Origin of the sequence: Actinoallomurus purpureus, assembly GCF_024055795.1 — a bacterium.
Lineage (GTDB): Bacteria > Actinomycetota > Actinomycetes > Streptosporangiales > Streptosporangiaceae > Actinoallomurus > Actinoallomurus purpureus.
Genome location: NZ_JAMXMY010000019.1, coordinates 17,204 through 31,540, shown reverse-complemented (window position 1 = coordinate 31,540; position 14,337 = coordinate 17,204). Strand labels below are relative to the sequence as shown.

The following is a 14,337-nucleotide window of genomic DNA, read 5'->3' as shown; positions in this document are numbered from 1 at the left end:
GGCACGCGCGCCGGCAGTGTCAGCTCATCCTGGGTGTGCCACCACCAGGCTGCGGTCCCGCATCAGCTTCTCCAGCCGCTCCTGGGTGTCGGTGCCTGGACGGGGGTTGTGGAGGATCAGGTGGTGTCCGGGGTGCTCGGGCAGGGGCAGCAGTGTGGCGTCGAATGTCAGCGTCCCGGCCTCGGGGTGATCGACCGCTTTCACCGCGCTGGTGTGCTCGGCCACGTCGTGGCGCGCCCACAGTTCGGCGAACTCCTGACTGACCGCGGCGAGATCGGTGGCGATGCGGTCGAACTCCGGATCATCCGGGTAGCGCGCCGCGTCGGCGCGGAAACCGGCGGCCACGTCAAGCGCGGTCTCGGCCCATTGCCGGTGCAGCACCCGATAGCGGACGTTGGTGAAGAAGGAGACCAGGCAGTTGTGATCGGTCTCGCCGTAGCCGAACACCACCCGCGCGGCGTCGTTGATGGCGGTGAAATTCCAGTGGCGGTCGCGGATGTAGCCGGGCCGCGGCGACCAGGCGTCCAGCAGCCGTTGCACCTCCGGCGAGGCGGGCACGGAAGGCGTGGACCGGGCCTGCGGCGGGTTGAGCCCGGCCAGCCGGTACAGGTGCGCGCGCTCGGCGGTATCCAGCGACAGCACACGGGCGAGCGCGTCGAGGACCTGTTCGGAGACCTTGATGTCGCGCCCCTGCTCCAGCCACGTGTACCAGGACACCCCGACTCCGGCCAGCACCGCGACCTCCTCGCGCCGCAACCCCGGCGTGCGACGGCGACCACCGTCCGGGATGCCGACATCGGCGGGCGAGATCCCCGCCCGACGGCTGCGCAGGAACTCCCGCAACTCGGCGCGGCGGCGGTCACCGGACATGGGGGACTGAGCACTGGCCATGATCCCGACCTTAGGCAACTCCGAGCCGGCACTGAACACCCTCGGCCGGCTCTTCGTCGGCGGTCGAAGTGTTTCTTCGGTCAGGAGACGGCGAGGGTTCCAAGGGAAAGTTCCGGTAACGCGTCCCCAATGGCGTTGGTGAGGCACAATCTGATTACTGTCCGCGAGAAGGAAGTCACGCATGGAAGCCGAACCTCCGAGTACCCCGTCCTCCAGCGGTTCCCACCCCTGTGTGGTCAGGCCCGACCTCGAGCTCCTGGAACAGGTGCTCGACCAGCTGGAGATCAGCTCGTTCCGGGATTCGCGCGGCCGCCTCGGCACACGCTGGCCCTGCTTCAGCCTCTTCTTCACCCTCAGCGACGAAGAGGAGGTCTTCTCGGCCCGTACGATCTATGACCACTGCTTCAGCGTGGACGACAAGCCGGTGCTCTGCACGGTCCTCGACGAGTGGAACCGCGACACCACCGGGTTGAAGGGCTACACCGCCACCGACGACGACGGCAGCGTCCTCGTCGTCAGTGAGGCGATGATGCGCATCGACGGTGGCGTGACCCGCGAGCAGTTCGCCGCGTCGACGACCGTCTGGCTCGGCCTGGCCGGGTCCTTCCATCTCTGGCTCACCCAGCGGCTCTCCCACGCCGGCCTCACCGGCGAGCCCCTCTGACGTCACCGATCTCCCGGACGGCTCCGCGGGCGCGGCGACGGGTCGCCGGAGACTGCCCGCCAGGGGCGGTCCGGCCCTCGCGCATCATGATCCATAACGCCTATCGTTGATCACATTGGGTCGGGGAATCCGGCCCTCCGATAATGATGAGGCGGTAGAGGCATGGACAGGACGAAGAGGATCGCGGCGGCGGCGCTGGGTGCGGGAGTGGCGCTGACGGCGTCGGTGCTCACGGCGGGTGCGGCGCAGGCGAGCATCTCCTACACCCCGGAGCAGATCTGTGGATCCGGCTTCCAGGTGGTGGAGTCGCAGCCGCTGGGCAACGCCGGTGAGGCGCGGGTCTACTTCCTCAACAACGGTCCCACCAACTGCATCGTGACGCTCAAGCAGGGCGCGTACGTCGGGAACTCCGTCAAGATCTCGGCTGGGCTGAAGATCACGGGCGGGTCCACCCAGGTCGATGGTCCCGCGGCCTTCAAGTACTACGCCGGGCCGCTGAAGGCCGACCCGCAGGGTGCCTGCATGGTCTACAGCGGCACGTACGGCGCGTTCAGCTACACCTCCACGCCGACCTGCGGCTGACCTCCAGGTTCACGACCAGAACGGGTCGACCGGGCGTACGCCCGGTCGGCCCTTCTTCTTTCCCCATGGATTCGCCGCCGGAGCGTCGCGCGGGAGATCAAGTTGCTTAGGGCAACCAACGGCCGTACAGTTGCTTTAGGCAAGTAATCATCGGCGTGGCCCGGTCACGGCCACGCCGAGCGTCCCCCGACCGGCGAGGCGTGGCCCTGTTCCCGGCCCTCGTCCGGCTCCCACCGGCCCGCACCGCGGAGAGCGCGTGACGGCCCTCCCGTGCGTCCATGGGAGCGAAAGGAGATAGATGACGACCGCAGCACCGGCCGAGGTACGGGCGACCGACCACGGCACGGACGCCCCGATGTCGCACCGGCAGATCCTGGAAGCACTGTCCGGCCTGTTGCTGGGCCTGTTCGTGGCGATCCTGTCGTCGACCGTCGTGTCGAACGCCCTGCCCACGATCATCGCCGACCTGCACGCGAGCCAGACGACCTATACCTGGGTGATCACCGCCACCCTCCTCGCGACCACGGTCTCCACGCCCATCTGGGGCAAGCTCGCGGATCTGGTGAGCAAGAAGCTCCTCGTCCAGCTGGGCCTGATCATCTACGTCGCCGGCTCGGCCTTCGCCGGCGTCGCGCAGAACCCCGCGATGCTCATCTCCGCCCGGGTGATCCAGGGTCTGGGCGCCGGCGGGCTCACCGCCCTCGTCCAGGTGATCATGGCGGTGATGATCTCGCCGCGTGAGCGCGGCCGGTACTCCGGCTACATCGGCGCGGTCTTCGCGCTGGCCACCATCGGCGGCCCGCTGATCGGCGGTGTCATCGTCGACACCTCCTGGCTCGGCTGGCGCTGGTGCTTCTACGTCGGCGTGCCGTTCGCCCTGATCGCGCTGCTGGTCCTGCAGAGGACCCTGCACCTGCCGGTCCGCCGGCGGAAGGTCAAGATCGACTGGATCGGCGCCACGCTGATCACCGCGGCGGTGTCCCTGCTGCTGGTCTGGGTCTCGTTCGCCGGTCAGAGGTACGACTGGCTGTCCTGGCAGACCGCCGTGATGATCGGCGGCGCGCTCCTCCTCGCCGTGGTGTTCGTGGTCGTCGAGACCCAGGCCGCCGAGCCGATCGTGCCGCTTCGCCTGTTCCGCAACCGGACCATGGCCCTGGCCGTGGTGGCGAGCCTCTTCGTCGGCGTCGCGCTGTTCGGCGCGACCACCTTCCTCAGCCAGTACTTCCAGCTCGCCCGCGGCGACTCGCCGACGAAGGCCGGCATCATGACGCTGCCGATGATCGCCGGGCTGGCCCTGTCGTCGACCGTCGTCGGCCGGATCATCACCCGCACCGGCCGCTGGAAGGCATTCCTGGTCATCGGTGGTCTGCTCCTCACCGCCGGCTACGGCATGATGAGCGTGCTGCGCCACGACACCGCGTACTGGCAGGCTTCGATCTTCATGCTCGCGATCGGGGCGGGGCTCGGCATGACCCTGCAGAACCTCGTGCTGGCCGTGCAGAACCAGGTGCAGACGCACGAGTTGGGAGCGGCCAGCTCGTCCGTGGCCTTCTTCCGTACGCTCGGCGGGGCGTTGGGCGTCTCGGCGCTCGGCGCGGTCCTGGCCAACCGGGTCACCCACTACACCGCGGACGGCCTCGCGCGCCTCGGCGTACACGGCGCCGGTGGCGGCGACTCGATCCCCAAGCTGTCGGCGCTGCCCGCCCCCGTGCGCGCGGTCGTCGAGGACGCGTTCGGCCACGGCATCGGTGACGTGTTCATGTACGCGGCGCCGTGCGCGCTCCTCGCGCTGATCGCGGTCGTCTTCCTCAAGGAGGTGCCGCTGCGCACCGCCAACCTCGAGCAGCAGGCCGTACCGGCCGAGGCATCGCCCCACGGCCAGCACGCCCGGCGCGCCGAGCCGGAACTCGTCGCCGTCGCCGCCCATACCCTGCCGGACGTCATGGCCCGGTCCACCACCTCGCCCGTACGGACCGCCGGCCCGGAATCGGCTCCCGCCCCGGAGGGCCGGTACGGCGGCGTGATCCGCGGCTTCATCCGCGGTGCCGACGGGATCCCCGTGCCGCACGCGGCGATCACGCTGATCGACGTTCGCGGTCGCCAGATCGGGCGTGCGACGACGCGGCCGGACGGCGGCTACGAGGTCGCGACGCCGGGCAGCGGGACGTACGTCCTGATCGCGGCGGCCGGTGACCACGACCCGCAGGCCGCGACCCTCGTGACCGGCGACCGGCCGCTCGACTTCGACCTGACCCTCACCGGCAACGGCGGGCTGACCGGAACGGTGCGCGACACGCACGGCGCACCCGTCGGGAGCGCCGTGATCGTCGTGACCGATGTGCGCGGCGAGGTCGTCGCCAGTGGGCTGACCGACGCCCAGGGCCGCTACATCTTCACCCAGGTGGTCGCCGGAACGTACACGATCGCGGTCAGCGCCGACGGGCACCGCCCGGCCGCCCTGCCGGTCGAGGTCGGCGACGAGAGCGCCGCGCGAGGCGCCGGGATGACCCGGCAGGACATCGAGCTGCGGCCCGGCATCCGCGTCGCCGGAACGGTCCGGGCGCACGGGCACGGCCCGCTCCCCGACGCGCGCGTCACGCTGCTGGACGCGGCCGGGAACGTCGCCGGCGCCACCCTCACCGGCCCGGACGGGCGGTACTCCTTCGCCGACCTGACCGGCGGGCAGTACACCGTCACCGCCACCGGGTATCCGCCCGTGGCGAGCGCGGTCAGCCTGACCGAGAAGGACGAGGACGCGCACGACGTATGGCTCGGCCACTCCACGGAGTGACCGGTACGACCGGGCCGGCCCGCCCCGGCCCGGTCGCCCAGGCTCGGCCCGGCCCATGACGGGCCGGGCCGTGTCCTGGGCGGAGTCCGCCGATCGGTGTCACCCTGGAGGAGAGGGCTCGATGAGCGGGTACACGCGGGTGGATCCTCGGCTCAGGGCACAAGGGAAGCGAGCGATGGCCGAAGCACCAGTCTTGACCGGCGCCGGTAAGGACGAGGCGTACCACGCCCTCGAACACGAGCTCGGCGTCCTGCTGCGCCGCGCGCGGGCGCTGTCCACCGGGATGATGCGCGAGGTGCATCCCGACCTGGACCCCGGCGCGTACGGGCTGCTCGTCGGGCTGCACGGGTGCGCTCCGGCCCGCCCCAGCGATCTCGCGGAGTACTTCGGGGTCGGCAAGGCCACCATGAGCCGTCAGCTGAAGGTGCTCGAAGGGCTCGGCCTGATCGAGCGGCGCCCCGACCCGGACGACCGGCGCGCCCACCGGTTCGACCTCACCACCGAGGGGCGCTGCCGGATGGACGCCGTCAGCGCCGCCCGCCAGCAGCGCTTCCACCAGTTGCTCGCCGCCTGGCCGCAAGAGGACGTCCGCGTCCTGGCCACGATGCTGTCACGCTTCAACGTCCTGACCGAGAACGCTGCGAAGGCCCCCCGGTCGCGGGCGGCCGACGCCTGCGGGTAAAGATCTTTTAACTCGCCGCTGCCACTAATCTTCGGCGGATGCGGCGAATACTGATGATCTGCACCGTTGCCGGGATGCTCGCGTCGGCCACCGCCTGCGGAGGCGGTGGTCCCAAGGACGACGCGAAGGGCGAGAGCGCCTCCCCGAGCGAGAAGGCCGGGTCCGGCGGCACCGCGAAGAAGTCCGGAGGATCGAAGTCCAAGCCCGCCGGCGGGGCTCACAAGGTCGTCCTGGAGGTGCTCGGCTCCGGGGAACTGCCCGGAATCTTCTACAACGCCAAGAGCAACGGCAGCGCCACGAACGTCAAGCTGCCGTGGAAGAAGACCGATCAGGTGCCGAGCGGCCGGCTGCTGGCCGTGCTCGCCAGCGCGCCGTCGCAGCAGAAGGTGACCTGCAGCATCACGGTCGACGGGTCGGTCGTCGTCAAGAAGACCGGCGAGGTCGCCCAGTGCCGGTACACGCTGAAGAAATGAGCGCCCGGCGCACTCTGTACGAACCCGCTGGGCGCGGCCTACCTTCTCTTTGGGAGCGCTCCAAAACAGGGTTCTCGAGCCTGAAGGAGACGGTGTGGCGCGTGCAGTCGGGCAGCTAGGCATCCCCCGCATCCCCGTGTCGTTGCGGTGGGATGGAGAGCCGGCGAGTTCGTACGGGATGACAGAGGACGGTTTCGAGATCTCCGCCGGTCCGGGCACGGACCTGTTCATCGACCCGGGGCGTACGGCCGTGACGTTGAACGCGCCGCACCTGCTCGCCTGCGCGGAGGGCGACTTCCTGCTCAGCGCGCGGGTCCAGGTGGACTTCCGGTCCACGTTCGACGCGGGCGCGCTGCTCGTGTGGCTGGGCGACCGCGCCTGGGCCAAGCTCGCCTTCGAGCTGTCCCCGCAGCGCGAGCCCATGGTGGTGTCCGTGGTGACGCGCGGCACGTCCGACGACTGCAACGCCTTCGTCGTGGACGGCGGCCGGGTCTGGCTGCGGGTGGCGCGGATCGGCACGGCGTACGCCTTCCACGCCTCGACCGACGGGGTGTACTGGCGGCTCATCCGCCACTTCGCGCTCTACGCCTCGGAGACCGCGTCGTACGGTTTCGCGGCGCAGTCGCCCACCGGGGACGGCTGCACCGCGACCTTCGACGCCATCGCCTATGAGCCGAGGCGCCTGCTGGATCTGCGCGACGGCTCCTGAACCGTCGTCCTCCGTCGTTCGAGCTCCACCGGGTCGTGCGCGGAGAACACCGTGACGTCGTCGGCCCGGGCCAGTTCCCGGAGCCGGTCGACGTTGTGCAGCCGGGTCGTGCGGTCGGCCTGCATGACGGACTGGAAGGCGCACAGGGCCACCGGGCAGCCGCCCGACTCGACCTGGCGGTGGTGGTAGTAGGCGTCCCCGGCGTGCAGGAGCCAGCCGTCGCCGGTGTCCACCGCGACCCCGGCGTGGCCGCGGGTGTGCCCGGCCAGCGGGACGAGCAGCAGCCCGCCGGGAAGGCCGCGCACGGCCTCGAAGCCGTGCCAGCGCTCGCCGCCGGCGTGGTGCTCGACCCAGCGCGGGCGGTGCGACCACACCGCCGTGCGGTAGCGCTCCCGCTCGGTGAGCGTCACGGGCCGCCGGGCGGCCTCGAGTTCGGTGACGTGCACGTGCACCTGGGCCTCGGGGAAGTCGGTCAGGCCGCCGGCGTGGTCGACATCGAGGTGGGTGAGCACGATGTGGCGTACGTCGTCGGCCGTGTGGCCCAGCGCCGCGATCTGGCGGACGGCGGTCTCGCCCAGGTCGAGCCGCGGCCGGGTCAGGGCGACGAAGGAGCGGCCCAGGATGTCCTTCGGCCGGGCGACGGCCTGCGTGCCGATCCCCGTGTCGACCAGGATCAGGCCCTCGTCGGTCTCGATCAGCAGGCAGTGGCAGACCAGCCGCGCCGACGCGCGGCGGTCACCGCTCTCGTTCAGGAGGCGTCCGCCGAAGGGCCGCATCGTGCCGCAGTTCAAGTGGTGGACACGCACACAAACCCCCCATAACGGACGCCGAACCGCGCCTCATCGTAGGGCAGCGTGATCAACCGTGACGAGCCCCGGCGTCCGTCGACAGGGCGTTCCGCGACGCCCGGCGGAGGCGGCCGACGGCGGGGACCATCAGGGCGGCCAGGACGCCGAGGGCGATCGCGACGACGTGTTCACGGCCCGCCAGGTTGGGCAGCAGGGTGACCTCGAGGACCATCGCGGTGAGCAGGACAGTCAACGTCCGCGGCGCGCGGCGCACGCAGCACAGGTACGCCACGAGCGCGACCACGGCCGCCGACGGGCCGGTGTCGGAGACGTACCGGGAGATCCACGGCAGGCCGATCACCGAGCCCGGCCCGAGGCTGCACATGATCCGGCCGCTGAGCGTGCACAGGAAGGTCGCCGTCAGCGCGACCGTGAGCGTGCGGCGCCAGCCGATGCACGCCTCGGCGATGCCGAACACGACGAACACCTGCAGCAGTGAGCCCCACACCGGGAGGTTCGGCGCCGGCGCGTACATCGACGCGGGCAGCCGGACCACGGCGAGGAAGAACGGGGTCGAGGCCGAGACGTCGCTGATCAGGCGGACGACGTAGGTGCCCAGCGAGGAGAAGTGCAGCGACCACAGGATGAGCACGGCGGCGGACGAGCCGAACGCCAGGGGCAGCCGGCCGCGCCGCAGGCGGGCCAGCGGTTCGGAGGTCAGCCGGTGCGCCTCCGCCAGGATGCCCATGATCCAGGCAGGCCGAAGGCGCCCGGCGGGGTGGCCGGGGAGAAGACCGGTGGCGATGCTCACACCATTTCCTCGTGGAGGGGGATCCCGATTCGGGAGTCTCGCGTGACCCTTGCCGTAATCATCACCGGAGTACGGCCCGTCGTCCTCACACCGGAGGCTGATTCTGGCTCCATCGGAAGGTGGAGCGGACCCTCGGGAGATCACCCGCCGATGTGACGATGATCGCGAAAGTCCCCCAAGTGGGATCAAATAATTAGATTTGGGGAGGAAGAGGGTGTGGGAGCGTCTACTAAGAGTGAGTTCGTTGTCGTCGCCAACCGGCTGCCGGTCGACCGTGCGGTCGATGAGGACGGCGAAGCGTCCTGGCGGCGAAGTCCGGGCGGGTTGGTCACCGCGATCGTTCCGGTCATGCAGCGCCGTGCCGGTGCGTGGGTCGGCTGGGTCGGCGCGCCGGACGAGGACCTGGAGCCCTTCACGACCGAGGGCATGGACCTCGTCCCCATCCGCCTGTCCGCGCAGGACGTCGAGCGGTACTACGAAGGGTTCTCCAACGCCACTCTCTGGCCGCTGTACCACGACGTGATCGTCCCGCCGGTGTACAAGCGGACGCTCTGGGAGGCGTACGTCCGGGTCAACCGGCGGTTCGCGGAGGCGGCCGCCGAGGTGGCCGCCGAGGGCGCGGTCGTCTGGGTGCAGGACTACCAGCTCCAGCTCGTCCCGAAGATGCTCCGTGAGCTCCGCCCCGACCTGCGCATCGGCTTCTTCCTGCACATCCCGTTCCCCCCGATGGAGCTGTTCGCCCAGCTGCCGTGGCGGACGCAGATCCTCGAGGGCCTGCTCGGCGCGGATCTGGTCGGGTTCCAGAGCGCCGACGCCGCGGCGAACTTCGTACGGCTCTGCCGCCGCCTGGTCGGCGTGAAGACCCAGCGGGGCGAGGTGCTCGTCGAGGACCGGATCGTTCGGGCGGAGGCGTTCCCGATCTCGGTGGACGTCAAGGAGCTGATCGACCTCATCGGCCGGCCCGACGTCCGGCAGCGGGCCGCGCAGATCCGCGAGGACCTCGGCAACCCGGCAACGATCCTGCTCGGCGTCGACCGCCTCGACTACACCAAGGGCATCAGCCAGCGGCTGCAGGCGTTCAGTGAGCTGTTCCGCGACGGCATGCTCAAGAGCGGCGACGCGGTGTTCGTGCAGATCGCCACGCCGAGCCGCGAACGCGTCGAGCAGTACCGGATCCTGCGCGACGACATCGAGCTGCAGGTCGGCCGGGCCAACGGGATGTACTCCGAGCTCGGCGCACCGCTCATCAACTACCTGCACACCTCGTACACGCGCGACGAACTGGCCGCGCTCTTCCTCGCCGCCGACGTGATGGTGGTGACGCCGCTGCGGGACGGGATGAACCTCGTCGCCAAGGAGTACGTCGCCTGCCGGGCGGACCTGCGCGGCAGCCTGCTGCTCAGCGAGTTCGCCGGCGCGGCGGAGGAGCTGAAGCGCGCCTTCCTCGTCAACCCGTACGACATCGACGGCATGAAGCAGATGATGCTGCGGGCGATGCAGGCCGATCCGGCCGACCAGAACCGCCGGATGCGGTCGCTGCGCAAGCGGGTCATCGAGCACGACGTCGACCGCTGGGCCCGCGACTTCCTGCAGGCCCTGGAGGGCCCGTACGCGCCGGAGCGGCCCGCCGACGAGGCGGTGCCCACCGGCTGACCGGCGGGCACGGCCTCCGCGGTGCTACTTGAGGGTGCCGGACTTCACCGTGTACGCGTAGGCGCCGCGCTTGTCGTTCGACACGTCGTAGTCGAGCTCGGCGACCGCCTGCCAGGTGCCGGCCTTCTTGGCGGCGTAGGCCGGGATCCCGACGAGCTGGAGCGGCTGCTTGGGGCCGGCGGTCCACAGGTACCGCTTGACGTACTGGCCGACGCCCCGGTGCTCGACGACCTGGGTCTTGCCGTTGAGCTTAAGCGTGATCTTGATGACGGCGTGGTTCGTGGGGTACTTGAAGTCGAACCCCTTCGTGCTCGTGCCGTTCGCGTGCATCGTCGGCTTGATCCAGGCGACGACGTCCGTCTTCTTCGTCTGCGTGTTCTTCACCGTGCCCAGGCAGACCTTGACGTCCCACGTGGGGTCCTTGTACTTGGGCACCGGAACCGTCTTGGTCTCGGTCCGGCACTTCAGCGCGGCCGTGGTGGCGGCGCCGGCGGCCGGGGCGATCGCCGCCACGGTGCCGAGCACCGCCGCGGACGCGACCGTGCCGGTGATCATGCGCTGTGCGAGATTCAACCTGACTCCTCTGCGGGGAACGTACGCGCCAGTATGGTGATCTTGATCGCCGACGGCCAGGGACCAGAGGATCAATCTGGCCGACGCGTCCCCCCGGGCGTCAGCCGCTCGCCGGGGGCACGGCGGGTTTGACGTGCTGCCACCAGTCCCGCAGCTCGCCGGGCTCGTGCACGCCCTCGACCGTCAGCGAGCCGGGCATGAGCGGGAACCGGCGTCCCGGGCTCCACGTCCGCTCGTACGCCGGCGGGTCGAGCACCACGATCCGCGTGCCACCGACCGCCGGGATGTCGGCGGGGACGCCCTCGTTCCAGATCCACGCCCCGTGCGCGTCGACGAGGTTCCACGCTCCGGCGACCGCGGGAGTCCCCGGCTCCACGTCCTGGTCCGTCGACGATGCCACCCAGCGCGGGTCGGGCGCCTGCCCGGGTATGCCGCCCGGCCGGATCAGCGCGTGCGCGAGGAGCGTGTGCAGCTGGAAGTTGTCGCCGATGCCGCCGATCACGACGGTCCAGCCGCGACCGGTCGCCCGGTCCAGCACGAGCAGGCGCTCGCCGTCGAGGACCTTCAGCAGGTCGCGGACGTACTCCAGCTGCCCGCAGTGACGGGCGGCCTGCTCCACGACCGAGATCTTCAGGTCGCGTTCGGCCACGGAGGCGCGTACGGCCTGGCCTCGCGCCAGCGTGGTGGAGGCCGCCATCGCGAACTGCGGCAGGGCCCACCAGGACTCCATCGCGACGCCCGCGCCGTCGCCGAGCGCCGGGCTCACCGTCTCCCACGCCTCGCGGGAGGGCTGGTGCTCCATCGGGTCCGGCGGCGCGCCGCCGGTCGCCTTCTCCCACGCGTCGCCGAAGGCCAGGGCCGCGGCCGCCACCTCGACCAGCCGGTCGACGACCGCCGGACCGGCCGCCCCGGCGTCGCTGCCGTTCTCCACCAGGGCGCCCGTCAGCACGGCCACCCAGCCGCCCAGGTGCGGCGGCGCCTCCGCGACCGCCCGCGCCATCGCCCGCGCCCCGGCGGTCAGCCGGTCCGCCGGCAGGCCGGCGGCCTGCTCCTGCACCGCGGGGAGGAGAGGGCCGAAAGTCTGCTGGTCACCGGCGAGCGCGGCACCCGCCAGGTCTTCACATATCTGTTCGAACACCTGATCACTCTGCCACAGCCGTGGCGTTCGCTCAGAGGCGGTCGACGGCGGTGACGTGGACGACGGCGCGGCCGGCCTCGTCGGAGGCGCGCAGGTCGACCTCGGCCCTGATGCCCCAGTCGTGGTGGCCGGCCGGGTCGTCGAAGACCTGCCGGACCCGCCACAGGTCCGTCTCCCGCTCGATCTGCAGCAGCTTGGGTCCCCGCGAGTCCGGCCCGGTCCGGATCTCGTCGTGCTCCTCGAAATAGGAGTCCAGAGCGTCGGCCCAGCGGTCGGCATCCCAGCCGTCCTCCGCGTCCAGTGTGCCGAGCTCGTGGTACCGCTCCAGGGCGGCCAGCTCGACGCGGCGGAACATCGCGTTGCGGACCAGCACCCGGAACGCCCGCTCGTTCGCGGTGACGACGGCCGGCTTCTCCTCGATCGCGGTGTGCTGTTCGGCCGTCTCGGGGTGCTGCAGCTGCTCCCACTCGTCGAGGAGGCTGGAGTCGACCTGCCGGACCAGCTCGCCGAGCCACTCGATCAGGTCCTGCAGGTCCTCGGTCTTCACCGAGTCCGGCACGGTCTGCTGGAGGGCCTTGTACGCGCTCGCGAGGTAGCGCAGCACGATGCCCTCGACGCGGGCGAGCTGGTAGTACGCGACGTACTCGGTGAACGTCATCGCCTGCTCGTACATGTCGCGCACGATCGACTTGGGCTGGACGGGGTAGTCGGCCACCCACGGGTGCCCGCGCCGGTAGATCTCGTACGCTCCGCCCAGCGTCTCCTCCAGGGGCTTCGGATAGGTGATGTCCTGGAGGAGCTCCATACGCTCCTCGTACTCGACGCCGTCCGCCTTCATCTGCGCGACGGCCACGCCCTTCGCCTTGTTCTCCTGGGCGGCGAGGATCTGGCGTGGGTCCTCCAGGACCGACTCGATCACCGAGAGCACGTCGAGGGCGTACGACGGCGAGGACGGGTCGAGCAGCTCCATCGCGGCCAGCGCGAACGTCGACAGCGGCTGGTTGAGGGCGAAGTCCTCCTGCAGGTCGACGGTGAGGCGGGCGTAGCGGCCCTCCTCGTCCGGCTCCGCCAACTGCTCGACGACGCCGCCGGCCAGCAGGCTGCGGTAGATCGCGATCGCCTTCGAGATGTGGCGGCGCTGCCGCGCGCGGTCCTCGTGGTTGTCGGTGAGCAGCTTCTTCATCGCCTGGAACGCGTTGCCGGGCCGGCCGATGACGCTCAGCAGCATCGCGTGGCTGACCTGGAACCGCGACTGCAGCGGCTCCGGGTCGGCGGCGATGAGCTTGTTGAAGACCTCCTCGTCCCAGCCGACGAAGCCCTCGGGCGCCTTCTTGCGCACGACCTTGCGGCGTTTCTTCGGGTCGTCGCCGGCCTTGGCGAGGGCCTTCTCGTTCTCCACGACGTGCTCGGGGGCCTGGGCGACGACGTAGCCGACGACGTCGAACCCGGCGCGGCCGGCCCGGCCGGCGATCTGGTGGAACTCCCGCGCGCGCAGCCGCCGCACGCGGCTGCCGTCGTACTTGCTCAGCGCCGTGAACAGGACCGTGCGGATCGGGACGTTCACCCCGACGCCGAGCGTGTCGGTGCCGCAGATGACCTTGAGCAGGCCGGCCTGCGCCAGGCGCTCGACCAGGCGGCGGTACTTCGGCAGCATCCCGGCGTGGTGGATGCCGATCCCGTGGCGTACGAGCCGCGAGAGCGTCTGGCCGAACTTCGTCGTGAAGCGGAAGTCGCCGATCAGCTTGGCGATCTCCTCCTTCTCGGACTTGGTGGAGACGTTGATGCTCATCAGCGCCTGGGCGCGCTCGGCGGCGGCGGCCTGGGTGAAGTGCACGACGTAGACCGGTGCCTTCTGGTCCTCCAGGAGCTCCTCGATCGTCTCGTGCAGCGGCGTCAGGCGGTACTCGTACTTGAGCGGCACGGGCCGTTCGGCGGAGGAGACGACGGCCGTGGGGCGGCCGGTGCGCCGGATGAGGTCCTCCTCGAACCGCGTGACGTCGCCGAGCGTCGCCGACATCAGCAGGAACTGCGCCTGCGGCAGCTCCAGCAGCGGCACCTGCCACGCCCAGCCGCGGTCCGGCTCGGCGTAGAAGTGGAACTCGTCCATGACGACCTGGCCGATGTCGGCGCCGGCGCCGTCGCGCAGCGCGATGCTGGCCAGCACCTCGGCCGTGCAGCAGACGATGGGGGCGTCGGCGTTGACGCTCGCGTCGCCCGTCATCATCCCGACGTTCTCGCTGCCGAACATCTCGATCAGGTCGAAGAACTTCTCCGACACCAGGGCCTTGATCGGCGCGGTGTAGAACGTGACCTCGTCGCGGGCGAGCGCGGCGAAGTGCGCCCCGGCCGCGACCAGGCTCTTGCCCGAGCCGGTCGGCGTGTTGAGGATGACGTTCGCGCCCGAGACGATCTCGATGAGCGCCTCCTCCTGAGCGGGGTAGAGCGTGATCCCGCGCTCGGTGACCCACTCGCTGAAGGCTTCGAACACGGCGTCGGGGTCGGATCCCTTGGGCAGACGATCGATGAGGCGCACGAGTCAATACTGCCCGCCGCCGCCAAATCACGTGACCGCGCCTTGCGCC

At 70.5% G+C, this 14,337-nt stretch carries 13 protein-coding genes; 7 read left to right on the top strand and 6 right to left on the bottom strand.

Annotated elements, in window-relative coordinates:
* Positions 1–24: 24 nt before the first annotated feature.
* Positions 25–891, bottom strand: a complete 867-nt coding sequence (locus NE236_RS30070; protein ID WP_252845564.1) for a helix-turn-helix transcriptional regulator — start codon at positions 889–891, stop codon at positions 25–27.
* Positions 892–1,072: 181 nt separating this feature from the next.
* Between NE236_RS30070 and NE236_RS30065 the strand changes: the two genes are divergently transcribed.
* The 6 genes from NE236_RS30065 to NE236_RS30040 all read left to right on the top strand — a co-directional run bounded on the left by NE236_RS30065 (position 1,073) and on the right by NE236_RS30040 (position 6,792).
* Complete coding sequence (locus tag NE236_RS30065; RefSeq protein WP_252845563.1) at positions 1,073–1,555, top strand: YbjN domain-containing protein; 483 nt, start codon at positions 1,073–1,075, stop codon at positions 1,553–1,555.
* A 162-nt stretch (positions 1,556–1,717) separates the two neighbouring features.
* Positions 1,718–2,137 (top strand): hypothetical protein, encoded by a 420-nt coding sequence (locus NE236_RS30060; RefSeq protein ID WP_252845562.1) that lies wholly within the window; start codon positions 1,718–1,720, stop codon positions 2,135–2,137.
* 298 nt (positions 2,138–2,435) lie between these two features.
* Positions 2,436–4,928 carry an MFS transporter gene (locus tag NE236_RS30055; protein ID WP_252845561.1) on the top strand — a complete coding sequence of 831 codons (2,493 nt, stop codon included), beginning with the start codon at positions 2,436–2,438 and terminating at the stop codon, positions 4,926–4,928.
* Between the two features lie 175 nt (positions 4,929–5,103).
* Positions 5,104–5,610, top strand: a complete 507-nt coding sequence (locus tag NE236_RS30050) for a MarR family winged helix-turn-helix transcriptional regulator (protein WP_252845560.1) — start codon at positions 5,104–5,106, stop codon at positions 5,608–5,610.
* A 38-nt stretch (positions 5,611–5,648) separates the two neighbouring features.
* Positions 5,649–6,083, top strand: coding sequence for a hypothetical protein (locus tag NE236_RS30045; protein ID WP_252845559.1), 435 nt, complete (start codon positions 5,649–5,651; stop codon positions 6,081–6,083).
* A 94-nt stretch (positions 6,084–6,177) separates the two neighbouring features.
* The gene (locus NE236_RS30040) at positions 6,178–6,792 is read left to right on the top strand and encodes a DUF1349 domain-containing protein (protein WP_252845558.1); all 615 of its coding nucleotides are present in this window, start codon (positions 6,178–6,180) and stop codon (positions 6,790–6,792) included.
* Here the strand turns inward: NE236_RS30040 and NE236_RS30035 are convergent.
* Both NE236_RS30035 and NE236_RS30030 read right to left on the bottom strand, forming a co-directional pair.
* A complete protein-coding gene (locus NE236_RS30035; protein WP_252845557.1) occupies positions 6,750–7,598 on the bottom strand; it encodes an MBL fold metallo-hydrolase in 849 nt (282 codons plus the stop codon). The two genes, NE236_RS30040 and NE236_RS30035, sit on opposite strands and share 43 nt — an antisense overlap.
* 52 nt (positions 7,599–7,650) lie before the next feature.
* Positions 7,651–8,391 carry a hypothetical protein gene (locus tag NE236_RS30030; RefSeq protein WP_252845556.1) on the bottom strand — a complete coding sequence of 247 codons (741 nt, stop codon included), beginning with the start codon at positions 8,389–8,391 and terminating at the stop codon, positions 7,651–7,653.
* A 216-nt stretch (positions 8,392–8,607) separates the two neighbouring features.
* Here NE236_RS30030 and NE236_RS30025 point away from each other — a divergent pair, with 216 nt between their 5' ends.
* Complete coding sequence (locus tag NE236_RS30025; protein WP_252845555.1) at positions 8,608–10,044, top strand: alpha,alpha-trehalose-phosphate synthase (UDP-forming); 1,437 nt, start codon at positions 8,608–8,610, stop codon at positions 10,042–10,044.
* Positions 10,045–10,068: 24 nt separating this feature from the next.
* On the opposite strand, the gene NE236_RS30020 is transcribed toward NE236_RS30025, so the two are convergent.
* From NE236_RS30020 to NE236_RS30010, 3 genes are all read right to left on the bottom strand, one after another.
* Positions 10,069–10,617: a hypothetical protein gene (locus NE236_RS30020; RefSeq protein ID WP_252845554.1), complete on the bottom strand. Its 549-nt coding sequence runs from the start codon at positions 10,615–10,617 to the stop codon at positions 10,069–10,071.
* Positions 10,618–10,717: 100 nt separating this feature from the next.
* Positions 10,718–11,755 carry a hypothetical protein gene (locus NE236_RS30015; protein ID WP_252845553.1) on the bottom strand — a complete coding sequence of 346 codons (1,038 nt, stop codon included), beginning with the start codon at positions 11,753–11,755 and terminating at the stop codon, positions 10,718–10,720.
* A 31-nt stretch (positions 11,756–11,786) separates the two neighbouring features.
* The gene (locus NE236_RS30010; protein ID WP_252845552.1) at positions 11,787–14,288 is read right to left on the bottom strand and encodes a DEAD/DEAH box helicase; all 2,502 of its coding nucleotides are present in this window, start codon (positions 14,286–14,288) and stop codon (positions 11,787–11,789) included.
* Positions 14,289–14,337: the final 49 nt, after the last annotated feature.